Consider the following 23,102-nt stretch of genomic DNA (forward strand, 5'->3'; position numbering starts at 1 on the left):
CTCGGTGATGACAGCCCCCATGACGATTTCTCCCGCCCAGGCCGCTCCGGCGGACGCGACCATCGCCTATCCCCGCACCGAGGCGCAGCCGCTGGTCGAGGAGCAATTCGGCGTCAAGGTCGCCGATCCCTATCGCTGGCTGGAAAATGACGTGCGCGAGGATGCGCGCGTGCGCGACTGGGTGACGGCGCAGAACAAGGTCACCGATGCCTATCTGGCGACGCTGCCGGCGCGCGCGACCTTTGCCAGGCGGCTGACCGAGCTGTTCAACTATGAACGCGTGTCGCCGCCGGTGAAGCGCGGCGGGCGCTATTTCTATGCCCGCAATGACGGGCTGCAGAACCAGGCGGTGCTCAATGTCCGCGACCGCGTCGACGGCCCGGCGCGGGTGCTGATCGATCCCAATGGCTGGGCCAAGGACGGGGCGACCGCGCTTGCCGAATGGCGGCCTTCGGATGATGGCCGGTATCTCGTCTATGCGGTGCAGGATGGCGGCACCGACTGGCGCACCGTGCGCGTGCTCGACGTCGAGACCGGCAAGGACCTGCCCGACAGCGTCGAATGGGTGAAGTTTTCCAATCTCGACTGGGCGAAGGACGGATCGGGCTTTTTCTATTCGCGCTTCCCGCAGCCGGCGAGCGGCGGCAAGTTCCAGGCTTTGAACGAGAACCAGCAGGTCTATTTCCACCGGCTGGGCACGCCCCAGTCGGAAGACCGGCTGGTCTATCGCACGCCCGACCGGCCGCGCCTCAACCACATTGCCGAGGTGAGCGACGACGGCAAATGGCTGATCATCACCTCGTCGGAAGGGACCGACGACCGCTATGAGATCACGCTCGTCGACCTGTCGCGCCCCGATGCCCAGCCGCGCACGCTGATCAAGGGGCTGGAGCATAGCTGGAACTATGTCGGCAATCAGGGCAGCCGGTTCCTGTGGACGACCAACAAGGGCGCGCCGCGCCTCAAGATCGTCGCGCTCGACATCGCCGAGGCCAATCCCGTCGCCCGCGACATCGTGCCGGAGGACAAGGCGACGCTGGGCGGCGCATCGGTGATCGGCGGGGTGCTGATCGCGTCCTATCTGGTCGATGCCAAGACCGAGGTGCGGCGTTACCGCCCCGACGGCACGCTGATCGGCAAGGTGGCGCTGCCCGGCATCGGCACCGCCGCCGGCTTTGGCGGCAAGGCCGATGATCCCGAGACCTTCTTCGCCTTTACCAGCTTTGCGACGCCGACGACGGTGTTCCGCTATGATGCGCGGTCGGACACGGCGCAGGTGTGGGCGCAGCCGCGCCTGACTTTCAAGCCCGAGGATTTCAAGGTCGAGCAGCGTTTCTTCGCATCGAAGGACGGCACGCAGGTGCCGATGTTCATCGTCCGCCGCAAGGACGTGACCGGCCCGGCGCCGACGCTCATGTATGGCTATGGCGGGTTCAACATCAGCAATACCCCGGCCTTTTCGGCCGGGCGGCTGGCCTGGATCGAACAGGGCGGGGCGTTCGCGCTCGTCAACCTGCGCGGCGGGGGCGAATATGGCAAGGCGTGGCACGATGCCGGGCGGCTGCTCAACAAGCAGAATGTGTTCGATGATTTCATCGCGGCGGGCGAATATCTGATCCGCGAAGGCGTGACCGGCAAGGGCCAGCTGGCGATCCAGGGCGGGTCGAATGGCGGGCTGCTGGTCGGCGCGGTCACCAACCAGCGCCCCGACCTGTTCGCCGCCGCGCTGCCGGCGGTGGGCGTGATGGACATGCTGCGCTTCGACCGGTTCACCGCCGGGCGCTACTGGGTCGATGATTATGGCTATCCGTCGAAGGAAGCGGATTTCCGCAACCTGCTGACCTATTCGCCCTATCACAATGTCCGCAGCGGCACCGATTATCCGGCGGTCCTCGTCACCACCGCCGATACTGACGACCGCGTCGTGCCGGGCCACAGCTTCAAATATGTGTCCGCCCTGCAGGCCGCCGCGATCGGGCCGCGCCCGCATCTGATCCGCATCGAGACGCGGGCCGGGCACGGGGCGGGCAAGCCGACCGACAAGATCATCGCCGAAACCGCCGACCAATGGGCGTTCATCGCCCGCTGGACCGGCCTGACGGTGCGCTGAGCAGGGACCGGGCCGGGCGGTTGGTGCCGCCCCGGCCCGGTTCATCGCCGGGTCAGCCGCATCCCGCTACCCAGCCCGTCATGGTGGCAGTCAGCCGGGATGAGGGTGCGATGAAGACTTTGGTGCTGGCGATGGTCGCGGCGGGCGTCGGTCTGGCGGGTCCCGTTTCGGCGCAGGCGGTCGATCCCCGGCTGTCGCGCGAGCTGGGCCGGGCGGTCGGCGAGGCTGCGGTGCAGGCCGAGCGCGCGGCCGACGAGATGCGCGCCGCCGCCCGCGAAGCGGCGCGCGGTGCGCGGCAGGGTTATGAGGACGCGCGCGGAGCCGAGGCACGCGGCGCAGGCGGGCCGCCGCCGGTGATGACCGAGGATGACGCAGCCGAGGCCTGCGCCCTTGCCGCCGAGGATGAAGGCTATGCGATCGCCCGGCTGGCGAGCGTCCGGCAGATCAACCGGGTCTGGCCGGTTGCCGGTGCCGATGGTGCCCGGCCCGGAGGCAGCGGTGCCGGCGGAAGTGGCTGGGGCGTCGAAGGCGTGATCGAGCTGCGCGACAGCTGGCGCGCGCCGCGCGGGCGCGAAATGAGCTTTCGCTGCACGATTGCGGGCGGCGAGGTGGTCGACGTGACCCTGCGCGATTTCGTCGCCCGGCGCTGAACGCGGGCAGGCAGTCCACCCCGGCACGGTGTTGGGGGCTTTTCACCCCGGCTTCGTCCCCTATCAGCCGGCCATGGAAAGCCAGCCCCACGATTCCATCCTCATCGTCGATTTCGGCAGCCAGGTGACGCAGCTGATCGCGCGCCGCGTGCGCGAGGCCGGCGTCTATTGCGAGATCGCGCCGTTCAACAGCGCCGCCGCCGCCTTTGAGCGGCTGGCGCCCAAGGGCATCATCCTGTCGGGTGGCCCGTCATCGGTGATGTGGAACGACAGCCCGCGCGCGCCGCAGCATTTCTTCGAGGCCGGGTTGCCGATCCTCGCCATCTGCTATGGCCAGCAGACGATGGCGCATCAGCTGGGCGGGCAGGTCGCGCCGTCTGAAAACCGCGAATTCGGCCGCGCGTTCATCGAGGTGGTCGGGCGCAGCGCGCTGTTCGACGGCCTGTGGTCGGAAGGCGAACGCCATCAGGTGTGGATGAGCCATGGCGACCGGGTCGAGGCGCTGCCCGAAGGGTTCAGCGTCGTCGCCCGCTCCGAAGGCGCGCCCTATGCGATCGCGACTGACGAGGCGCGGCGCTTCTATTCGATGATGTTCCATCCCGAGGTGGTGCACACGCCCGACGGCCACAAGCTGCTCGCCAACTTCGCGCGCCATATCTGCGGCTGCGCCGGCGACTGGACGATGGCCGAATATCGCCAGACCAAGATCGCCGAGATCCGCGCCCAGGTCGGGCAGGGGCGGGTGATTTGCGGCCTGTCGGGCGGCGTCGATTCGGCGGTGGCGGCGGTGCTGATCCATGAGGCGATCGGCGATCAGCTGACCTGCGTGTTCGTCGACCATGGCCTGATGCGCCAGGGCGAGGCCGATCAGGTCGTCAGCCTGTTCCGTGGCCATTACAATATTCCGCTCGTCCATGTGAACGCCGAGACCCTGTTCCTGTCGGGTCTGGCCGGGCTCGATGATCCCGAGGCGAAGCGCAAGTTCATCGGCAAGACCTTCATCGACGTGTTCGAGGACGAGGCCAAGAAGATCGGCGGGGCCGATTTCCTCGCCCAGGGCACGCTCTATCCGGACGTGATCGAGAGCGTCAGCTTCACCGGCGGCCCGTCGGTCACGATCAAGAGCCACCACAATGTCGGCGGCCTGCCCGAGCGGATGAACATGAAGCTGGTCGAGCCGCTGCGCGAGCTGTTCAAGGACGAGGTCCGCGCGCTCGGCCGCGAACTGGGGCTGCCCGACGTGTTCGTCGGCCGCCACCCGTTTCCGGGGCCGGGCCTGGCGATCCGCATTCCCGGCGCGGTCAGCAAGGACAAGTGCGACATTCTGCGCAAGGCGGACGCCATCTATCTGGAAGAAATCCGCAATGCCGGGCTGTACGATGCGATCTGGCAGGCATTTGCCGTGCTGCTGCCGGTCCGCACCGTCGGCGTGATGGGCGACCACCGCACCTATGAACATGTCTGCGCGCTGCGCGCCGTGACCTCGGTCGACGGGATGACGGCCGACATCTATCCGTTCGACGCCGCCTTCCTCGCGCGCGTGGCCACCCGCATCGTCAACGAGGTGCAGGGCATCAACCGCGTCGTCTACGACTTCACGTCGAAGCCGCCCGGCACGATCGAGTGGGAGTGACGGATCGGACCGTGGCGCGTCCTGCCTGCGCCGCGCTGTTCGAAATGATCCGTCCCTGAGGCGTCCTTCCGTACGGCGGCGCTCGTCTGTGCGATCGTCAGTCCCCGGCTGACGTTCCGCCGCTACTTTCCCGTGATTGCAGATGGCGTTCGACAAAGTCGGCGAGCGCCCTGACCGCGTGCGCCATTTCGATCCCCGGGCTGGTCAGATCATAGTCGACATGCGGCGGGATCGTCTGATGCGCCGTCCGCGTCACCAGCCCGTCCTGTTCCAGCACGCGCAGCGTCTGCGCCAGCATCCGTTCGGACACCCCGCCGATCCGCCGCCTCAGGGCACCGAAGCGCAATGTTCCGTCGAGCAGGGCGATCAGGACCAGCACGCCCCAGCGGCTGGTGACGTGATTGAGCATCAGCCGCGACGGGCATTTCGGGTTCATGACATCGGGTGTGCGGTCGTCGGTCATGGTCGGCAGCCCTGTTGGCGGGAGATTTTGATACTTACATTTATGTGCGTACTTCCGGAAGGTTAGAGAAGGCCTATCTCGCCGTCACCACCCCTTTTTGGAGACGACGACATGACCATCGCTATGACCGGTGCCAGCGGACATCTCGGACGCCTTGCCCTGACCCGGTTGATGACCCTGTGCCCGCCCGACCGGCTGGTCGCTCTGGCCCGCGATCCGGCAAAGCTGGCCGATCTCGGCGTTGCCAGCCGCCGGTTCGATTACAAGGCGGTCGAAACACTTGTGCCTGGCCTGGAGGGCGTCGACACGCTGGTGCTGATTTCGTCCAGCGACTTTGACGACCGTGTCGGCCAGCACGCCAATGTGATCGATGCCGCGCGCACCGCCGGTGTCGGGCGGATCGTCTACACCTCGATCCTGAAGGCGGACCGGTCCCCACTGCTGATCGCGCAGGATCACCGGGACACCGAAGGGCTGATCGCCCGGTCGGGCATTCCCGCCACGATCCTGCGCAACGGCTGGTATACCGAAAACTGGACGGCCCCGCTGGGCGGGGCCATCGCCGCCGGTGCGCTTTACGGCGCGGCCGGGGATGCCCGGTTCACACCGGCAGCGCGGCAAGACTATGCGGACGCGCTGGCGATCGTCGCCGCGTCGGCAGACCATGCCGGGCAGGTTTATGAACTGGCGGGCGACGAAGGCTTCACGCTTGCCGAGCTGGCGGCGGCGGTTTCGCGCCGGATCGGCCGCGACCTGCCCTATCAGGATCTGCCGCCGTCCGCCTATCAGGCGCTTCTCGAACAGATCGGTCTGCCGGCAGGGTTTGCAACGCTGCTTGTCGATGTCGATCAGAAGGCGGCTGACGGATGGCTGCATGACGACACGCAAACGCTCTCGACGCTGATCGGCCGTCCGACAACCTCGCTGGCCCGGATGCTCGACGCCGCAATCCCGTGATCATGCACATCGAAGAGGAACAACGGGCGCGCCCGGCCGGACTGCGGCAGCAGCCAGCCGGGCGTGAGAATTTCCGCTCGGATTTCCGTGCCGACATCAATATCGGAACAGGGCGCAAAGGCTGAGGTGCAGGCGCGGTGCTGGCCAGGCCGGGCAAAACCCGGTGGTTCCACCTGACCAGGGCCGATTTGCAGGATCGAGGAGGAGGAACGGGCGCGTCATGACGGAACTGGTCGTTTACGGCATCCCCAATTGCGATACGGTCAAGAAGTCGCGGGCGTGGCTCGATGCTGCCGGGATCGCCTATCGCTTTCATGATTACAAAAAGGCCGGGGTCGACGAAGCGGCGCTCCGGCGCTGGGTCGCGGCGCTGGGGTGGGAGGCGCTGGTCAACCGCCAGGGCACGACGTTCCGCAAGCTGCCCGAGGCCGAGCGGACGGGGCTGGACGAGGCGCGGGCGATCGCGCTGATGATCGCCAACCCCTCGCTCATTCGCCGACCCGTCGTCGAAGGGCGCGGGCAGTTGCTCGCCGGGTTTTCGCCCGAGCGGTTCGCGGTGCTGACGGGCGGCTGAGCCTCCGGCCCCGCCTGAGCCTCCGGCCCCGCCTGAGCCTCAAGCCCCGCGCCGATCCGTTTGCAGCGCGGCGCGGTCGTCCCTATCTGGCGGCCAAACACCCCATTTGAGAATCGCGAACAAGCATGACCGTCCACCACACCAAGATGCTCATCCTCGGCTCCGGCCCGGCCGGTCTGTCGGCCGCCATCTATGGCGCGCGCGCCGGGCTCAGCCCGATCGTCGTCCAGGGCATCCAGCCCGGCGGCCAGCTGATGACGACCACGGATGTGGAGAATTATCCGGGCTTTGCCGATGTCATCCAGGGCCCCTGGCTGATGGAGCAGATGCAGAAACAGGCCGAACATGTCGGCACGCGGATGATCACCGACATCGTGACCGGGGTCGATCTGTCGCGCCGGCCGTTCCGGCTGACCGGCGACAGCGGCGACGTTTACGAGGGCGAGACGCTGGTGATCGCAACTGGGGCTCAGGCCAAATGGCTGGGGCTGCCGAGCGAGCAGGAACTGGCCGGGCGCGGGGTTTCGGCCTGCGCGACCTGTGACGGGTTCTTCTATCGCGGGCGCAAGGTGGTGGTGATCGGCGGCGGCAACACCGCGGTGGAGGAGGCACTCTACCTCACCAACCACAGCCCCGATGTCACGCTGATCCACCGCCGCGATTCGCTGCGCGCTGAAAAGATCCTGCAGGAGCGGCTGTTCGCCAATCCGCGCATCAGCGTGCTGTGGAACAAGACGGTCGAACGCTTCGTGGCGGGCGGCGAGCCGGCGGGGCTGGTGGGCGTCGACCTCAAGGACACGGTGACCGGCGAGATCAGCCATGTCGCGGCGGACGGCGCGTTCGTCGCCATCGGTCATCAGCCGGCGACCCAGCTATTCGCCGGGCATCTGCCGCTCGACAGCGACGGTTATCTGGCGGTCGAAACGGGCTCGACGCGCACCGTGGTGCCGGGCGTGTTCGCCTGTGGCGACGTGATGGACAAGGTTTACCGCCAGGCGGTGACCGCGGCGGGCACCGGCTGCATGGCCGCGCTCGACGCCGAACGTTTCCTGGCCGAGGCCGAGTTCGCGGCAAGCCGCGCGGCCTGAGGCGGCTTCCGGTTGCCGTTTTACCGCGTTTTCCGAGCCGCCGGGTGCGTCCACCCGGCTTGAAAACGCTCTGGCCGGGGCGCCGCAGCGGCGCCCCCGCCGTTCAGCCGAGCTTGCGGGCGAGATAGGCGCTCAGGCTGCCAAAACTCGCCAGCATGTCGCCATCGACCTCGTCATCCTCGATCACCACGCCCAGGCGATCCTCGATCTCGGTCAGAAACTCGGCGACCGCCATCGAATCCAGTTCGGGCAGTGCGCCGAACAGGCCGGTTTCGGCGTCAAAACCGGCAACCCGCGCCTGTGGCAGACCGAGCGTTTCAACGAGAACGGCGCGCAGCACCTGATCGATGTTGGACGAGTGTTCCGACTGCAATGCTTTTCTCCGAAAGCCTGGCGACGGCCGGTGGCTAATCGAGCGCGGGGCGGCGGACAAGGCTGGACGTCAGCCCGCCGGACATCAAGGCGAGTGCCGTCGCGGGCCAGGCCGCCGCGCGGCGGGGGTTGAGCAGCCGCAGCGCGACCCGCGGCACCGCCTGTTCCGCCCATTCGGCGCACCAGCCATGGCCCGGCACCCATTCGATCGCATCGACATGATCGACATTGGTCAGATAGCGGACCATCGTCGCTGCCAGCTGCGCGCCCGGCGACAGCGCCTTGTGCGCGCGCGACTGGGCAAGGAGATGCGCGACCGCCATGCCGTGCGACACCGTCCACAGCTGGGCCGCGATCGGCGTGTCGCCGCACCGCGCGACCGCCAGCCTGAGCGTGCCCGCCGCGCTCTCGGCGGCGGCAAAATGGTGGAACGGCCCGTCCGCCTCCGGGGTCAGCTGCGCCAGTTCGTCCCAGAGCGCCGGGCTGAGCACCGTCGACACCTCAAGGTCGAGCGGCGCGCGCGCGGCGGCGCGTTCGATCCGCGTGCGCAGGCTCTGGCTGCGCGCGTCCCAATAGTCGTCAAAGCTGTGCCCGGCGGTCTCGCTGCGCCAGCGCGGCGGCAGGGCGCGTGCCGCCACCACCCAGCCGCAGCGCGAAAAGGCGCGCGCCACCTCGCCGGCATCGGCGCGGTCGAGCGGGCCGAGCGCGATCTCGGTCACGCCCAGCGCCGCGCCGCGCAGCCGCGTCGCGATCGCGCGCAGCAGGCGGCGGCGATGCATGCCGTCGGCGGGGCCGGTGAAGATCGGGGCGGTGCGATGGGCATGGTCCGCGCCCAGCGTGCGGAACCGCCCGCGCCCCGTGGGGGCAAGCATCAGCCAGCCATCCACCCCCTCGCTGCGCGCGCGCACGATCAGCGGCGGCGCATCCAGCCCGGCGGCGGCGGCCTTCAGCCAGTCGAGCCGGTCGAAGGGCCAGGGGCGTGCGGACGCACCAAGGGCGCCGCGCGCGATCGTCTCGACCGGCCCAAGCGAATCATAATATTCACCCTTGACCCACAAATCGCTGCTTCCCGCGCGGCTGAGACCGGAATCCCCCTTGAGAGGCTCCCCCATGTCCGAGAAAGGAGACGGCGTGCAAGAGCCTGATCCGAATCCGCGCCCGATCGACCATATTCTGCTGGCCGCCGCCCGTGGCGGGCCCGGCCCGGCGCTGGTGCTTGGCGAGCGCGAAATCGGTTATGACGCGCTCGACCGGCTGGTCGGGCAGCTGGCCTGCTGGCTGGTCGAACAGGGCGTCGCGCCCGGCGACCGGGTGGCGAGCTGGCTGCCCAAGGGGCTGTGGACCTGCCTGTTGCCGCTCGCCGCGCCGCGCGCCGGGGCCGTGCATGTGCCGGTCAACCCGCTGCTCAAGCGCGCCCAGGTCGCGCATATCCTGGCCGATAGCGGGGCGGTGCTGCTGCTGACCGGGGCGGGGCGGGCGGACAGCCTGATGCCGGGCGATGTCCCGCCGGGATGCCGGATGATGCTGGACGGCGATGTGGCGTTGCCCGAACGGGCGCTTGGGCCCTCGGCAGCCGATCCGCAGGCGCTCGCCGCGATCCTCTACACCTCGGGATCGACCGGGCGGCCCAAGGGGGTGATGCTCAGCCATGCCAATCTGTGGCTGGGGGCGGTGGCGGTTGCCCATTATCTGCGTCTTGCTGCCGATGACCGCACGCTGGCCGTGCTGCCGCTCGCGTTCGATTATGGCCAGAACCAGCTTTTTTCGACCTGGCTCGCCGGGGGGACGGTGGTTCCGCTCGATTATCTGACCCCGCGCGACGTGCTGCGCGCGGTCGGCCGTCACCGCATCACCACGCTTGCCGGGGTGCCGCCGCTCTGGGTGCAGCTGGTCGAGGGCGACTGGTCGGAGACCGCGACGCTCAGGCGGCTGACCAACAGCGGCGGCGCGCTGACCGAGCCGCTGGTCCGGCGGCTGCGCACGCTTGCGCCTCAGGCCGATCTCTATGCGATGTACGGGCTGACCGAGGCGTTCCGGTCCACCTATCTCGATCCCCGGCTGATCGATGAACATCCGACCGCGATCGGCGGGCCGATCCCCTTTGCCGAGCTGCATGTGCTGCGCCCCGACGGGCTGCCCGCCGGCCCCGGCGAGCCGGGCGAGCTGGTCCATGCCGGGCCGCTGGTCGCCGCCGGCTATTGGCGCGATCCCGAGCGCACCGCCCAGCGGTTTCGCCCCCTGGCCGGTGGTGCCGGGCTGGCCGTGTGGTCGGGCGATACCGTTGTGCGCGGGCCCGACGGGCTGCTGCGCTTCGTCGGCCGCGCGGACGAGATGATCAAATCGGCCGGCAACCGCATCAGCCCGACCGAGATCGAGGAGGCGGCGGTCGCCAGCGGCACGACCAATGAGGCGGTGGCGCTGGGCATCGCCGATGATCGGCTGGGCCAGGCGGTGCTGCTGGTCGCGGCGGGCGACGGCGGCGATGAGGCGGCGCTGCGCGCGCATCTGAAGCGCGAACTGCCCGGTTTCATGCAGCCCGCCCGCATCGTCTGGCGCGCCGCCCTGCCGCGCACCCCCAATGGCAAGCTTGACCGGGCAGGGCTGAAGGCCGAACTGGCGCCATGAAGCCTGCCGGTCCCATTCCCCCCGATTATGCCGCCGATGCGGACGGACGGCTGCTGATCGCCGGCCAGCCCTATGACGCGCTGATCGAGGCCGCCGGGCAGACGCCCCTTTTCGTGTATGATTCGGGCGCGGTCGCCCGGCGCATCGCCCGGCTGCGCGCCGCGATGCCGGGCATCGACATCCATTATGCGATGAAGGCCAATCCCCATGCCGGGCTGCTTGCGCGCATCGCCGCTCAGGTCGACGGCATCGATATCGCCTCGGCCGGCGAACTGCGCATCGCCGAAGCCGCCGGGATTATGGGCGACCGCATCAGCTTTGCCGGCCCCGGCAAGCGCGATGCCGAGCTTGAGGCGGCGATTCTGGCCGGCGTCACCATCAATCTTGAATCCGAAACCGAGGCCGAACGCGCGCTCGCCATCGCCGCGCGGCTGGGTGTGCGGCCGCGCCTGGCGGTGCGGGTCAATCCCGATTTCGAGCTGCGCGGTTCGGGGATGCGGATGGGCGGCGGCGCGCGGCCGTTCGGCGTCGATGCGGCGCGCGCGGTCCCGCTGGTCCGGCGGCTGGTGGATGCGGGGGCCGACTGGCGCGGCTTTCACATCTATGCCGGGTCGCAGTCGCTCGATGCCGCGGCGCTGATCGAGGCGCAGGCGGCGGGGATCGCGCTTGCCGCAGCACTTGCCGAGGCGGCAGAGGCGTCGCCGCCGCTCGTCAATCTGGGCGGCGGGTTCGGCATTCCCTATTTTTCGGGCGATGTGGCGCTTGATGTCGAGGCGATCGGCGCGGCGCTGGTCGAAGCGGTGGCGGCGCGCCCGGCGGTGCTTGGCGACGCACGCTTCGCGCTCGAGCTGGGGCGCTGGCTGGTCGGCGAGGCGGGGGTCTATCTGACGCGGATCGTCGACCGCAAGACCAGCCATGACCAGCTGTTCCTGATCACCGATGGCGGCCTGCACCACCAGCTGGCGGCGAGCGGCAATTTCGGCACCGTCGTCCGGCGCAATTATCCGCTCGCCATCGCCGGGCGGATCGGCGCGCCGGCGACCGAGGTCGCGACGGTGTGCGGCTGCCTGTGCACGCCGCTCGATCGGCTGGGCGACCAGCTGGCGCTGCCCGAGGCGCAGGTCGGCGATGTCGTCGCGCTGTTCTGCGCCGGGGCTTATGGCGCGAGCGCCAGCCCGGCGGCGTTCCTGGCTCAGGGTGCTGCGGCCGAGCTGCTGGTCTGACGCGGCTGGCCGTTCGACAGCGGGGGCGGATGTGCGGTTTTCCAGCCGCCGTCGGGCGGCGCGCGGGTAATGGGTTGCCCTTCGACCCCCGCTTGCTATAGACGCCGCCGACCGGCGGTCCGGCCGCGGGCGTGGCGGAACTGGTAGACGCGCTGGATTTAGGTTCCAGTATCGCAAGATGTGGGGGTTCGAGTCCCTTCGCCCGCACCAGTTTCCAGTTCATGGTGAAAGGCCGGCCTCCTCCTGAACGTGCAAGAAGGCGAACGAGACGAGATGCAGACTGTCGAGACGTTGAACCAGGGCCTCAAGCGCGCCTACACGCTGACGATCAGCCGCGCCGAGATCGAATCGCGGGTGGATGGCGAGCTGAAGAAGGTCGCGCCGCAGATCCGCATGCCCGGCTTTCGCCCCGGCAAGGTGCCGGCCAATCTCGTTCGCAAGATGCACGGGCCGGCGCTCGAGCAGCAGGCGCTCGAGACCACGATCCAGGAAGGCGTGCAGCAGCTGATCGCCGAGCAGGGTCTGCGCCCCGCCACCCGCCCGGAGGTCGAGCTGGGCGAGGGCTATGGCCCGGGCCAGGACGCCGAGGTGAAGGTGTCGCTGGAAGTGCTGCCGGTCGTCACCGTGCCGGCGCTCGACGGGCTCAAGCTCGAGCGGCTGGTGGTGCCGGTGTCCGACGAACAGATCGACGAGACGCTCGGCCGTATCGCCGCCGGCTCGAAGAGCTATGAGGAAGACGATGCCGGCCGCCCGGCTGCGACCGGTGACCTGCTGGTCATCGATTTCGAGGGCAAGCTGGACGGCGTGCCGTTCGAAGGCGGCAAGGGCGAGGGCATCTCGCTCGAAATCGGTTCGGGCCAGTTCATTCCGGGCTTTGAGGACCAGCTGATCGGCGCCGCCGCCGGCGATGCGCGTGTCCTGAACGTCACGTTCCCGGCCGATTATGGTGCCGCGCACCTGGCCGGCCGCGACGCGACCTTCGACGTCACCGTCCAGAAGGTCCGCGCGCCCAAGGAAACCGCGCTTGACGACGAGTTTGCCAAGCAGCTCGGCCTGGAAGGCATCGACAAGCTGCGCGAGCTGATCAAGGGCCAGCTGGAGCAGGAGCATAACGGCCTGACCCGCACCCATATGAAGCGCAAGCTGCTCGACCAGCTCGCCGCTTCGCACGATTTCGACGTGCCGCCGTCGATGGTCGAGGCCGAGTTCGGTCAGATCTGGGCGCAGCTGGAGCATGAGGCGAGCCACGAGGCCGACCCGGAAGCCGCGCGCGCCGACATGGAAAAGGACCGCGACGATTATCGCCGCATCGCCGAGCGCCGCGTGCGCCTGGGCCTGTTGCTGTCGGAAATCGGCCAGGCCAATGGCGTCGAGGTCAATCAGGTGGAAATGAACCGCCTGATCGCCCAGGCCGCGCAGCAGTATCGCCCGGAAGACCGGCAGCGCTTCATCCAGTTCGTCCAGCAGGACCCGATGGCCGCCGCCCAGCTGCGCGCGCCGCTTTATGAGGACAAGGTCGTCGACTTCCTGTTCTCGAAGGCCGAGATCACCGAGCGTGAAGTGACCCGCGAGGCGATCCAGGCCGAGATCGAGGCGGACGAGGACGGTCACTTCCATGGTCCGGATTGCGGCCATGACCATGATCATGACCATGATCATGACCATGGCGCCGCCAAGCCTGCAAAGAAGCCCGCCGCCAAGAAGGCGAAGGCCGAAGCGGCTGAGGGCGAAGACGCGCCGGCCAAGCCCGCCAAGAAGGCAGCGGCCAAGAAGGCGACCGCCGCCGAGGGCGACGATGCCGCCGCCGAAGCGCCCGCCAAGCCGAAGCGCACGCGCAAGGCGGCTTCGGAGTAACCGCTCCGGCACTGCTGTTTGACCGCGGGGCGCGGATATCGCCCCGCCGGTCAGGGATGAAGGGCGCGGCCATCGCCATCGGGGCGGTGGCCGCGCCTTTGCCGTTTCGGGGGGATGATTTTGGCGCTGGCAAGCGGCCCTTTACCATTTGGCGAGCGGCGCAGCGGCAAGGGGGGCTTGAACGTGCGGTCCTTTCCTCCGATGTAGGACCGGCTAACGACCTTCAGTCCAAGGACGCATTTCACATGAACAACCCGTTCTCGAACGGCCAGATCCACGACGCGCTCGTTCCGATCGTTATCGAGCAGTCGAACCGCGGCGAGCGCAGCTTCGATATTTTCTCGCGGCTGCTGCGCGAGCGGATCGTGTTCGTGACCGGCCCGATCGAGGACAATATGGCCTCGCTGATCACCGCCCAGCTGCTCTTTCTTGAATCGGAAAATCCCAAGAAAGACATCTACATGTACATCAACTCGCCGGGCGGCGTGGTGACGGCGGGCATGGCGATCCACGACACGATGCAGTATATCCGGCCCAAGGTGAACACCGTGTGCATCGGCCAGGCGGCGTCGATGGGCAGCTTCCTGCTGGCAGCCGGCGAGCCGGGCATGCGCATCGCGCTCACCAATGCGCGGATCATGATCCACCAGCCCTCGGGCGGCGCGCAGGGCCAGGCGACCGATATCGAGATCCAGGCAAAGGAAATCCTGCGCATCCGGGCGCGGATGAACGAGCTTTATGCCAAATATACCGGCCAGCCGATCGAGGTGGTCAACGACTCGATGGAGCGCGACAAGTTCCTGTCGGCCGACGAGGCCAAGACGTTCGGGCTGATCGACCAGGTGTTCGACAAGCGACCGAGCCCGGCGGAAGAGCCGGGTCAGGCGGCCGCCTGACCGCCGCCGCCCCGGCCATGGGGCGCCGCCGGGCCGCGATGCCCGGACCGGCACCCCTGCGCGGGGCGGAGGCTTTCCGGCCCGGCATCCGGGTGCGGCACCCTGCCTACGTGGCAGCGGATCGGCTGGCAGAGGTGCCGGGAACGGGGCCGGACATTCGGCCCCGAACATTCGGCCCCGAACATTGGGCATTGTGGTTTTATCGAAGAGGTGGCTAACATGCCGCCTGCGCAAGCGGCCAGTTTTGGCCCGAAGGATGATGTATGACGAAACTGAGCGGCGGGGACTCCAAGAGCACCCTCTATTGCTCGTTCTGCGGCAAATCGCAGCATGAGGTCCGCAAGCTGATCGCCGGCCCGACCGTGTTCATCTGCGATGAATGCGTGGAGCTGTGCAACGACATCATCCGCGAGGAAACCAAATCCGCCCTGGTGTCCAAGAAGGATGGCGGCGTGCCGACCCCGCAGGAAATCTGCGACGTGCTCGATGATTATGTGATCGGGCAGAAGCAGGCAAAGCGCGTGCTGTCGGTCGCGGTGCACAATCATTACAAGCGGCTGGCGCACGGCGCGAAGGGTGCCGATGTCGAACTCGCCAAGTCGAACATCCTGCTCGTCGGGCCGACCGGCTGCGGCAAGACCCTGCTCGCCCAGACGCTCGCCCGCATCCTCGACGTGCCGTTCACCATGGCCGACGCGACGACGCTGACCGAGGCCGGCTATGTCGGCGAGGATGTCGAGAACATCATCCTGAAGCTGCTCCAGGCGTCCGACTATAATGTCGAGCGGGCGCAGCGCGGCATCGTGTACATCGACGAGATCGACAAGATCAGCCGCAAGGCCGAGAATCCGTCCATCACCCGCGACGTGTCGGGCGAAGGCGTGCAGCAGGCGCTGCTGAAGCTGATGGAAGGCACGACGGCGAGCGTGCCGCCCCAGGGCGGGCGCAAGCATCCGCAGCAGGAGTTCCTGCAGGTCGACACGACCAACATCCTGTTCATCTGCGGCGGGGCGTTTGCGGGGCTGGAAAAGATCATTGGCGACCGTCTGCAGGGCAAGTCGATCGGCTTTGGCGCATTCGTCGCCGCGCCCGAGGAGCGCCGCACCGGCGAGGTGCTGCGCCAGTGCGAGCCGGAAGATCTGCTGAAGTTCGGCCTGATCCCGGAGTTTGTCGGCCGTCTGCCGGTGATTGCGACGCTCGAGGACCTGGACGTCGATGCGCTGGTCAAGATCCTGACCGAGCCGAAGAATGCGCTGGTCAAGCAGTATCAGAAGCTGTTCGACATGGAGGATGTGAAGCTGAGCTTCACCGACGACGCGCTGGTGGCGGTCGCCAAAAAGGCGATCATGCGCAAGACCGGTGCGCGCGGCCTGCGCTCGATCCTCGAGGGCATTCTGCTCGACACGATGTTCGACCTGCCGTCGATGGACGGGGTCGACGAGGTGATGGTCGACCGCGACGTGGTCGAGGGCCGCAAGGAGCCGGTCCGCGTCTATGCCGCGAAGAAGGAAACCGGCGCGGCCTGATCCTGTCCGCATCCGGCCCGCCAGGGCCGGCGGCATGATGGAGGCGGCCCTGCCGGGCCGCCTCTTTTCGTCTGTGCGCGCCCGGCGGGGCGGGCGTGCAGGCGCAAGAAGGTGCCATGGATTGATGCCGGCCGATCCGGCCCCATATAAGTCCTGTAAACGCCTTGAGGCGTAACCGGAGCCATGATGACCCAAAGCTATCCAGTTTTGCCGCTGCGCGACATTGTCGTGTTTCCGCACATGATCGTGCCCCTGTTCGTGGGGCGCGAAAAGTCTGTGGCGGCGCTTGAGCGGGCGATGGCGGCCGACAAGCAGATCTTCCTTGTCGCGCAGCTCGACCCGGCGAATGACGATCCCGACCGCGATGATCTGTATGATCTGGGCGTGCTGGCGACCGTGCTGCAGCTGCTGAAGCTGCCGGACGGCACCGTCCGCGTGCTTGTCGAGGGCAAGCAGCGCGCGACGCTCGACACGCTGTCGCGCGACGGCGAGCATCTGAACGCCAGCGTCACCCTGACCGAAGAGCCGGAGGTGAGCGGCGTCGAGGCCAAGGCGCTGATGCGCTCGGTCGTCGAGCAGTTCGAGAATTATGCCAAGCTCAACCGCAAGCTGCCGGCCGAGACGGCGGTGCAGCTGGCCGATATCGACGATGCGTCGCGGCTGGCCGATGCGGTTGCCGCCAACATCACGATCAAGGTTGCCGACAAGCAGTCGCTGCTTGTCGAGCTCGATCCGGCCAAGCGGCTGGAGATGGTGTTCGCCTTCATGGAGGGCGAGCTGGGCGTGCTTCAGGTCGAGAAGAAGATCCGCAGCCGCGTCAAGCGTCAGATGGAGAAGACGCAGCGCGAATATTATCTGAACGAGCAGCTGAAGGCGATCCAGCGCGAGCTGGGCAATGAGAGCGAGGAGGATGGCGACGAGATCGCCGAACTCACGCAGAAGATCGCCAAGCTCAAACTGTCGAAGGAAGCGCGCGCCAAGGCCGGGGCGGAGCTGAAAAAGCTCAAGACCATGGCCCCAATGTCGGCCGAGGCGACGGTCGTGCGCAACTATCTGGACGTGCTGCTGGGCCTGCCCTGGGGCAAGAAGTCCAAGCTCAAGCGCGACATTGCCGAGGCCGAGCGGGTGCTCGACGAGGATCATTACGGCCTTGAAAAGGTGAAGGAACGGATCGTCGAATATCTCGCGGTCCAGGCCCGCACCAACAAGCTGAAAGGCCCGATCCTGTGCCTGGTCGGTCCGCCGGGTGTCGGCAAGACCTCGCTTGGCAAGTCGATCGCCCGCGCAACGGGGCGCGAGTTCGTGCGCCAGTCGCTGGGCGGGGTGCGCGACGAGGCCGAGATTCGCGGCCACCGGCGGACCTATATCGGCTCGCTGCCCGGCAAGATCGTCACCAACCTGCGCAAGGCCGGCACGTCGAACCCGCTGTTCCTGCTCGATGAAATCGACAAGCTCGGCCAGGACTTCCGCGGCGATCCGGCGTCGGCGCTGCTCGAGGTGCTGGACCCGGAACAGAATAACAAGTTCCAGGACCATTATCTGGAAATCGATATCGACCTGTCGGACGTGATGTTCGTCACCACGGCCAACTCGCTCAACCTGCCGCAGCCGCTGCTCGACCGCATGGAGATCATCCGGGTCGAGGGCTATACGGAGGACGAGAAGGTCGAGATCGCGCAGCGCCATCTGGTGGCCAAGCAGATCGAGGCGCATGGCCTGAAGCCGGGCGAGTTCGCGATTACCGAAGACGGGCTGCGCGCGCTGATCCGTCATTACACGCGCGAGGCCGGGGTCCGCACGCTGGAGCGCGAGATTGCCAAGCTCGCGCGCAAGGCGCTGCGCCGCATCCTTGAAGGCAAGATCGAGGCGGCGACGATCACGCCCGACAATCTGGCCGAATATGCCGGCGTCCGCCGCTTCCGCCACGGCGTTGGCGAGGAGGAGAACCAGATCGGCGCGGTGACCGGGCTGGCCTGGACCGAAGTCGGCGGCGAGCTGCTGACCATCGAAAGCGTGACCGTGCCCGGCAAGGGCCAGATCCGCACGACCGGCAAGCTGGGCGAGGTGATGCAGGAATCGGTGCAAGCCGCGTTCAGCTTCGTCCGCGCCCGCAGCCCGGCCTATGGCATCAAGCCCAGCCTGTTCGCGCGCAAGGACATCCACATCCACCTGCCCGAAGGGGCGGTGCCCAAGGATGGCCCGTCGGCAGGCATCGGCATGGTGACCTCGATCGTCTCGACGCTGACCGGGGTTCCGGTGCGCCGCGAGGTGGCGATGACCGGCGAGGTCACGCTGCGGGGCCGGGTGCTGCCCATCGGCGGCCTCAAGGAAAAGCTGCTGGCGGCGCTGCGCGGCGGGATCACCACGGTGTTCATCCCGCAGGAAAATGAGAAGGATCTGGCCGACATCCCGGCCAATATCCGCGACGGGCTGACCATCGTGCCGGTCACCCATGTCGATCAGGTGCTGGCCGGTGCACTCGCTGCGCCGCTGACCCCGATTGAATGGACCGAGGCCGACGAACTGGCCGCCCAGCCGCCGGTGGCGGTCGCCTCCGCGCTGGGCGAGGGCGATCCCGCCGTCCGCCACTGAGGTTGGGGCTGAGGCTGAGGCGGGTCAGGTGCGGGGCGGCAATCATGGTGCCGCCCTGCCACCGGTTACCGCCCTGGCGCCCAGCCTCCCGACAGTTCGTCGTCCGCCAGTGCGGATCACGCGGGTTTTGCCGTGATTGGTCGTTGACGCCGGGGGCCGGCTTCTTCTTAGTGGCCCGCCGGTAGCCAGCTTGGCCCGATTCCGATGCAGGCGCTGCCTTGGCGCGCCAGAAAAGGGGACGAGTATCAAATGAACAAACAGGAACTGATCGGCGCAGTTGCCGAAACCGCGGGCCTGACCCGCGGCGATGCCGTCAAAGCGGTCGAGGCCGTGTTCGACACCATTTCCGCCGCGCTCAAGAAGGGCGACGAAGTCCGCCTCGTCGGCTTCGGCACCTTCACCGTGACGCGGCGCAAGGCGTCGACCGGCCGCAACCCGCGCACCGGCGAGCCGATGTCGATCAAGGAATCGTCGCAGCCCAAGTTCAAGGCGGGCAAGACGCTCAAGGATGCGTGCAACGTCTGACCGGTGACGCATTTTCAGGCCCGGAACATGTTTTCCGGTCTGGACAGGGGCGAGGGAGCGCCCTAAAGGCGTCGCTCCACAGCGTGGGCGCGTAGCTCAGTGGTAGAGCACTGTGTTCACACCGCAGGGGTCGCAAGTTCAATCCTTGCCGCGCCCACCATCAAAAACCCCGGAAGCCGGTGCTTCCGGGGTTTTTTGCTGTGTCGGGCATTTCGGGTCAGGGCCTGACGGCGATGCTGACGGTCAGGCGGCAAGGCTGCCGGGCGTGACCGGCTCGGCCATCTCATTGTCGCGGCCCAGCTCGTCGACGATGCGTTCGAGCAGGTGGATGAGCAGCGGCTTGTGATATTCGCCCACCACGTCGTCGAGCAGCCGGTCTACGGCATCGGCATGGGCGGCCAGCTGGTCCAGATACGCGCCGCCTGTCGGCGTCAGGTGCAGATGATAGGCGCGCCGGTCCGACTGGGAGCGCTGCCGGACGATCAGCCCGTCATGCTCGAGCGCCCGGATTGCCGGGGTCAGGGTGGATTTGTCGCGCCCGGTCGCCTGGCTGAGCGCGGTCTGGTTGAGGCCGGGATTGTCGGCGATCAGTGACAGGATCGCATAATGGCCGGGGTTGAGGCCGTCATCGCCAATCCTGCGGGCAAATGCCTGAAACGAGACATCATGTGCGCGCCGCAACTGAAAGCCGATATGGGTTCTGAGCCCGCCCAGCTTCACTTTATCGCCGCCGCCATCCGGCAACATTGCTTGCCCGTTCGACATCTGTTTCTCCGCCCCAGGGCACGCCTGTCCGATCTGGTCCGCCGGTTGCGGCCCGCCCCCTGACATTAACTATAGAAGATGTTTTGTGCGGTGCCACGGGAATCGGCGAAAGCGTGGACGGGAAGGCGCAATCCTTTGCGCGTGTTGCATCGCAAAACCGGCGGGATGGGGCCTGCCAGAGCGTGCTCAGCCCCTGCGGCAACAGGTCAGAGGCGGATCACCAGCTGTGACCAGAAGATATGGTCCATCGCATCTTCGCCACGGCGGCGGACATATTGGTTCAGATAGCCGGGCTCGAACGAAATGCTGCGCGTGACCGGGATGTTGAGCCCGATCTGGTTGCGCCAGCGGTCGATCCCGGTGCGGAAGCGCGGGGCAGGGGCGTTGAGGTTGAAAAAACCCTCCGACCACAGGACGAGCGACACGCCATCCTTGCCGCCAAGCGGCAGGTTGGCGCGGATCTGCTGGCGCAGCCGCCAGCTCATGTCCTCCCCGCTGAACAGCCTTTGCTCGATCCGGCTGCGGCCGAGCAGCTGGATACGGTCGGTGCGGACGATCCGGAACGCTATCTGCTGCCAGAACCGGTGCTCGTCGCGCAGCCGGGCGGCGGTTCCGGTCGGCACATAGGCATAGCCGGCATGGATCTGGGTCGTGCGGCCGATCTGCCGTCCGATCGCCGGGCGCAGGATGAACTGGCGCTGGCGCTGCGGCGCTTCACCGATCCGCGCCTGCCCTTCCAACCAGATCAGTGTCTTGCCTGCAATCGGCCCGGTTGCGAGCGTCGCATACCAGACCTGGGCGACATCATCGGCCGCGCGTGCCGGCGCAGCGGCAAGCAAGAGTGCAGATGCCAGCAGCTTCGCGCCCGTCCTGATCGATCGGCCCGTCATGCTTCTTTTATAGCCGCAAAGCCGCCCGGTCGGCGAATCACTGACCATCAGTAGCGCGCGCCGACGAAATACAGGCCGTCGGGCGGCGCGTTATGGCCAAGCGCCGCCCGATCGCGCGCGGCAAGCGCGGCGGCAAGGTCAGCCGCCGTCCAGCGGCCGTCGCCGACCATGACGAGGCAGCCGACCATCGAGCGCACCTGATGGTGGAGGAAGGAGCGCGCCGCGGCATGGACGAGGACGAGATCGGCGTCGCGCTCGACATCCAGCCGGTCGAGCGTCTTGACCGGGCTGTCGGCCTGGCAATGCACCGAACGGAAGGTGGTGAAATCATGCCGGCCGACAAGGATCTGGGCAGCCGCGTGCATCGCCCCGGCGTCGAGCGGCTGAACCACGCGCCATGCCAGCCCGGCCTCGAACGTCAGCGGCGCGCGCCGGTTGACGATCCGGTATTCATAGGACCGGCCGGTGCAGGAAAAACGCGCATGCCAGTCATCGGGCACGATCCGGCAGTCAATCACCGCCACCGGATCGGGCCGCAGCAGCGCATTGAGCGCCTCCATCAGCCGGAACGGCTCGGGGTGCTTCGTCACCAGTTCCAGATGCGCGCGCATCGCCAGCGCATGGACGCCGGCATCGGTGCGCCCGGCGGCATGGACGGTCGCGGCCTCCCCGGTCATGCGTTCGACGGCGCGCTCGATCGCTTCCTGCACGCTCGGCCCATGCGCCTGGCGCTGCCAGCCCATGAACGGCCGCCCGTCATATTCGATGGTGAGCGCATAACGCGTCATCCCAGCATCGTCCCCGGCGCGACGGCAAAGCCGCGCAGCAGATCATCGACGCTCATCGCCGCCCGCCCGGCGCGCTGGACGCGCACCGGCCGCAGCGAATCGGCACCGCAGCCGATCAGCAGCCGATCGTCGCCCACCTGGCCGGGTGCGCCGGGCACCGGCTCCACCGCCGCCGACAGGATGCGGATCCGCTCTCCGTTCAGCTCGAAAAACGCCCCCGGCGCGGGGTTGAAGGCGCGCACCTGACGCTCGGCTGCCACCGCCCCGGCGGCGAAATCCAGCCGCGCCTCGGCCTTGTCGATCTTGGCGGCATAGGTGACGCCCTGTTCGGGCTGGGGCAGTGGCGGATGGCCGGGCAGGTCGGCCAGCACCTCGACCATCAGCCGCGCGCCCAGTGCCGCAAGCTCGGCAGTCAGTTCGCCCGCCGTTTTCCCGGCCACCGGCGTTTGGGTGGTGGCGCGCATCGGCCCGGTGTCCAGCCCCGCTTCCATGTCCATGATCGTCACCCCGGTCAGCGCATCGCCGGCCAGGATCGCACGCTGGATCGGCGCCGCGCCGCGCCAGCGCGGCAGCAGCGAGGCATGGACGTTGAGACAGCCGAACTGCGGCGCCGCCAGGACCGGCCGGGGCAGGATCAGGCCGTAAGCCGCGACGATCGCCGCGTCCGCGCCGAACGCGGCAAAGACCGCCTGTTCCTCCGCGCCTTTCAGCGACACCGGCGTCAGCACGGCGATGCCCAGTTCGGCGGCGCGGCGGGCGACGGGGGTGGGGGTCAGCGCCTTGCCGCGGCCGGCGGGGCGGGGCGGCTGGGAATAGACGGCGGCGATGTCGTGCCCGGCAGCGGCCAGCGCATCGAGCGTCGGCACGGCGAAATCGGGGGTTCCCATGAAGATCAGGCGCATGATCCTCTCCAAACCGCTGGCGGCCCGGCGCGCAAGCCCCTATCTGTGCCGCGCATGGCTTCACCCGAGATCGAGGCGCTGGTTCAGGCGCTGGCCCGCCTGCCGGGCCTCGGCCCGCGATCGGCGCGGCGCGCGGTGCTGCATCTGCTCAAGAAGCGCGAAACAGCGCTGGTGCCGCTGTCCCGCGCGCTGGAGGCGGTGGAGGCGCGGCTGGCGACCTGCGGCATCTGCGGCAATGTCGACACCAGCGATCCTTGCGCGATCTGCGCCGATCCGCGCCGCGATGCGCGGGCTTTGTGCGTGGTGGAGGAGGTCGCCGATCTCTGGGCGCTTGACCGGGCGCGGCTGTTCCCCGGCCGCTATCATGTGCTGGGCGGGCGGCTGTCGGCGCTTGATGGCGTGCGGCCGGAGGATCTGCGCATCGACAGCCTGATCGCGCGGGTGGCGGCGGGCGGCGTCGATGAAGTGGTGCTGGCGATGAACGCCACGCTCGAGGGGCAGACGACCGCCCATTACATTGCCGAGCGGCTGGAGGGGCATCCGGTGCGGCTGACCCAGCTTGCCCATGGCCTGCCGGTCGGCGGCGAGCTTGACTATCTGGACGAAGGCACGCTGGCCCAGGCCCTGCGCGCACGGCGGCCGGTGATGTGAGCGGGGGGCATGCGGGGC

At 67.9% G+C, this 23,102-nt stretch carries 22 protein-coding genes and 2 tRNA genes; 17 read left to right on the forward strand and 7 right to left on the reverse strand.

Annotated elements, in window-relative coordinates:
- Nucleotides 1-19: 19 nt before the first annotated feature.
- The 3 genes from GVO57_RS09900 to guaA all read left to right on the forward strand — a co-directional run bounded on the left by GVO57_RS09900 (nucleotide 20) and on the right by guaA (nucleotide 4,393).
- Nucleotides 20-2,110: a prolyl oligopeptidase family serine peptidase gene (locus GVO57_RS09900; RefSeq protein WP_233281325.1), complete on the forward strand. Its 2,091-nt coding sequence runs from the start codon at nucleotides 20-22 to the stop codon at nucleotides 2,108-2,110.
- A 110-nt stretch (nucleotides 2,111-2,220) separates the two neighbouring features.
- Complete coding sequence (locus tag GVO57_RS09905) at nucleotides 2,221-2,760, forward strand: hypothetical protein (RefSeq protein WP_160593004.1); 540 nt, start codon at nucleotides 2,221-2,223, stop codon at nucleotides 2,758-2,760.
- Between the two features lie 73 nt (nucleotides 2,761-2,833).
- Nucleotides 2,834-4,393, forward strand: coding sequence for a glutamine-hydrolyzing GMP synthase (gene guaA / locus GVO57_RS09910; protein ID WP_160593005.1), 1,560 nt, complete (start codon nucleotides 2,834-2,836; stop codon nucleotides 4,391-4,393).
- A gap of 97 nt (nucleotides 4,394-4,490) precedes the next feature.
- On the opposite strand, the gene GVO57_RS09915 is transcribed toward guaA, so the two are convergent.
- Nucleotides 4,491-4,856 carry a winged helix-turn-helix transcriptional regulator gene (locus GVO57_RS09915; protein WP_160593006.1) on the reverse strand — a complete coding sequence of 122 codons (366 nt, stop codon included), beginning with the start codon at nucleotides 4,854-4,856 and terminating at the stop codon, nucleotides 4,491-4,493.
- A 171-nt stretch (nucleotides 4,857-5,027) separates the two neighbouring features.
- On the opposite strand from GVO57_RS09915, the gene GVO57_RS09920 reads away from it, so the two are divergent.
- From GVO57_RS09920 to trxB, 4 genes are all read left to right on the forward strand, one after another.
- Nucleotides 5,028-5,813: an NAD(P)H-binding protein gene (locus tag GVO57_RS09920; RefSeq protein ID WP_233281326.1), complete on the forward strand. Its 786-nt coding sequence runs from the start codon at nucleotides 5,028-5,030 to the stop codon at nucleotides 5,811-5,813.
- Nucleotides 5,814-5,815: 2 nt separating this feature from the next.
- Nucleotides 5,816-5,938, forward strand: coding sequence for a hypothetical protein (locus GVO57_RS15270; RefSeq protein WP_268830427.1), 123 nt, complete (start codon nucleotides 5,816-5,818; stop codon nucleotides 5,936-5,938).
- A 95-nt stretch (nucleotides 5,939-6,033) separates the two neighbouring features.
- Nucleotides 6,034-6,387: an ArsC family reductase gene (locus GVO57_RS09925; RefSeq protein ID WP_160593008.1), complete on the forward strand. Its 354-nt coding sequence runs from the start codon at nucleotides 6,034-6,036 to the stop codon at nucleotides 6,385-6,387.
- A gap of 125 nt (nucleotides 6,388-6,512) precedes the next feature.
- Nucleotides 6,513-7,475, forward strand: coding sequence for a thioredoxin-disulfide reductase (trxB, locus tag GVO57_RS09930; protein WP_160593009.1), 963 nt, complete (start codon nucleotides 6,513-6,515; stop codon nucleotides 7,473-7,475).
- A 103-nt stretch (nucleotides 7,476-7,578) separates the two neighbouring features.
- Here trxB and GVO57_RS09935 read toward each other — a convergent pair whose 3' ends face one another.
- Together GVO57_RS09935 and GVO57_RS09940 are read right to left on the reverse strand one after the other, a co-directional pair.
- Nucleotides 7,579-7,848, reverse strand: coding sequence for an acyl carrier protein (locus tag GVO57_RS09935; RefSeq protein ID WP_160593010.1), 270 nt, complete (start codon nucleotides 7,846-7,848; stop codon nucleotides 7,579-7,581).
- 34 nt (nucleotides 7,849-7,882) lie between these two features.
- Nucleotides 7,883-8,905 carry a GNAT family N-acetyltransferase gene (locus tag GVO57_RS09940; RefSeq protein WP_160593011.1) on the reverse strand — a complete coding sequence of 341 codons (1,023 nt, stop codon included), beginning with the start codon at nucleotides 8,903-8,905 and terminating at the stop codon, nucleotides 7,883-7,885.
- A gap of 52 nt (nucleotides 8,906-8,957) precedes the next feature.
- On the opposite strand from GVO57_RS09940, the gene GVO57_RS09945 reads away from it, so the two are divergent.
- From GVO57_RS09945 to GVO57_RS09985, 9 genes are all read left to right on the forward strand, one after another.
- On the forward strand, nucleotides 8,958-10,472 hold the full coding sequence (locus GVO57_RS09945; RefSeq protein WP_160593012.1) for an AMP-binding protein: 1,515 nt from the start codon (nucleotides 8,958-8,960) through the stop codon (nucleotides 10,470-10,472).
- The gene (locus tag GVO57_RS09950) at nucleotides 10,469-11,695 is read left to right on the forward strand and encodes a pyridoxal-dependent decarboxylase, exosortase A system-associated (RefSeq protein ID WP_160593013.1); all 1,227 of its coding nucleotides are present in this window, start codon (nucleotides 10,469-10,471) and stop codon (nucleotides 11,693-11,695) included. The genes GVO57_RS09945 and GVO57_RS09950 overlap by 4 nt, the downstream gene beginning before the upstream one ends.
- Nucleotides 11,696-11,820: 125 nt before the next feature.
- Nucleotides 11,821-11,905, forward strand: a tRNA-Leu gene (locus tag GVO57_RS09955).
- Nucleotides 11,906-11,968: 63 nt separating this feature from the next.
- Nucleotides 11,969-13,549, forward strand: coding sequence for a trigger factor (gene tig, locus GVO57_RS09960; protein ID WP_160593014.1), 1,581 nt, complete (start codon nucleotides 11,969-11,971; stop codon nucleotides 13,547-13,549).
- 245 nt (nucleotides 13,550-13,794) lie between these two features.
- On the forward strand, nucleotides 13,795-14,445 hold the full coding sequence (clpP, locus tag GVO57_RS09965) for an ATP-dependent Clp endopeptidase proteolytic subunit ClpP (RefSeq protein ID WP_160593015.1): 651 nt from the start codon (nucleotides 13,795-13,797) through the stop codon (nucleotides 14,443-14,445).
- 263 nt (nucleotides 14,446-14,708) lie between these two features.
- The gene (gene clpX / locus GVO57_RS09970) at nucleotides 14,709-15,971 is read left to right on the forward strand and encodes an ATP-dependent Clp protease ATP-binding subunit ClpX (RefSeq protein ID WP_160593016.1); all 1,263 of its coding nucleotides are present in this window, start codon (nucleotides 14,709-14,711) and stop codon (nucleotides 15,969-15,971) included.
- Between the two features lie 186 nt (nucleotides 15,972-16,157).
- A complete protein-coding gene (gene lon, locus GVO57_RS09975; RefSeq protein ID WP_160593945.1) occupies nucleotides 16,158-18,563 on the forward strand; it encodes an endopeptidase La in 2,406 nt (801 codons plus the stop codon).
- A 249-nt stretch (nucleotides 18,564-18,812) separates the two neighbouring features.
- Nucleotides 18,813-19,088 carry an HU family DNA-binding protein gene (locus tag GVO57_RS09980; RefSeq protein ID WP_160593946.1) on the forward strand — a complete coding sequence of 92 codons (276 nt, stop codon included), beginning with the start codon at nucleotides 18,813-18,815 and terminating at the stop codon, nucleotides 19,086-19,088.
- Between the two features lie 85 nt (nucleotides 19,089-19,173).
- A tRNA-Val gene (locus GVO57_RS09985) sits at nucleotides 19,174-19,248 on the forward strand.
- An 83-nt stretch (nucleotides 19,249-19,331) separates the two neighbouring features.
- On the opposite strand, the gene GVO57_RS09990 is transcribed toward GVO57_RS09985, so the two are convergent.
- The 4 genes from GVO57_RS09990 to fmt form a co-directional block, all read right to left on the reverse strand.
- On the reverse strand, nucleotides 19,332-19,769 hold the full coding sequence (locus GVO57_RS09990; protein WP_160593017.1) for a MarR family winged helix-turn-helix transcriptional regulator: 438 nt from the start codon (nucleotides 19,767-19,769) through the stop codon (nucleotides 19,332-19,334).
- Nucleotides 19,770-20,059: 290 nt separating this feature from the next.
- A complete protein-coding gene (locus tag GVO57_RS09995; protein WP_160593018.1) occupies nucleotides 20,060-20,743 on the reverse strand; it encodes a DUF2490 domain-containing protein in 684 nt (227 codons plus the stop codon).
- A 47-nt stretch (nucleotides 20,744-20,790) separates the two neighbouring features.
- Complete coding sequence (gene truA / locus GVO57_RS10000; RefSeq protein WP_160593019.1) at nucleotides 20,791-21,531, reverse strand: tRNA pseudouridine(38-40) synthase TruA; 741 nt, start codon at nucleotides 21,529-21,531, stop codon at nucleotides 20,791-20,793.
- Nucleotides 21,528-22,433: a methionyl-tRNA formyltransferase gene (gene fmt, locus GVO57_RS10005; protein WP_160593020.1), complete on the reverse strand. Its 906-nt coding sequence runs from the start codon at nucleotides 22,431-22,433 to the stop codon at nucleotides 21,528-21,530. Before fmt ends, truA begins: the two co-directional genes overlap by 4 nt.
- A gap of 54 nt (nucleotides 22,434-22,487) precedes the next feature.
- Between fmt and recR the strand changes: the two genes are divergently transcribed.
- Nucleotides 22,488-23,084 (forward strand): recombination mediator RecR, encoded by a 597-nt coding sequence (gene recR / locus GVO57_RS10010; protein ID WP_160593021.1) that lies wholly within the window; start codon nucleotides 22,488-22,490, stop codon nucleotides 23,082-23,084.
- The last annotated feature ends 18 nt before the right edge of the window (nucleotides 23,085-23,102 follow it).

Source organism: Sphingomonas changnyeongensis (assembly GCF_009913435.1).
Taxonomy (GTDB): domain Bacteria; phylum Pseudomonadota; class Alphaproteobacteria; order Sphingomonadales; family Sphingomonadaceae; genus Sphingomonas_B; species Sphingomonas_B changnyeongensis.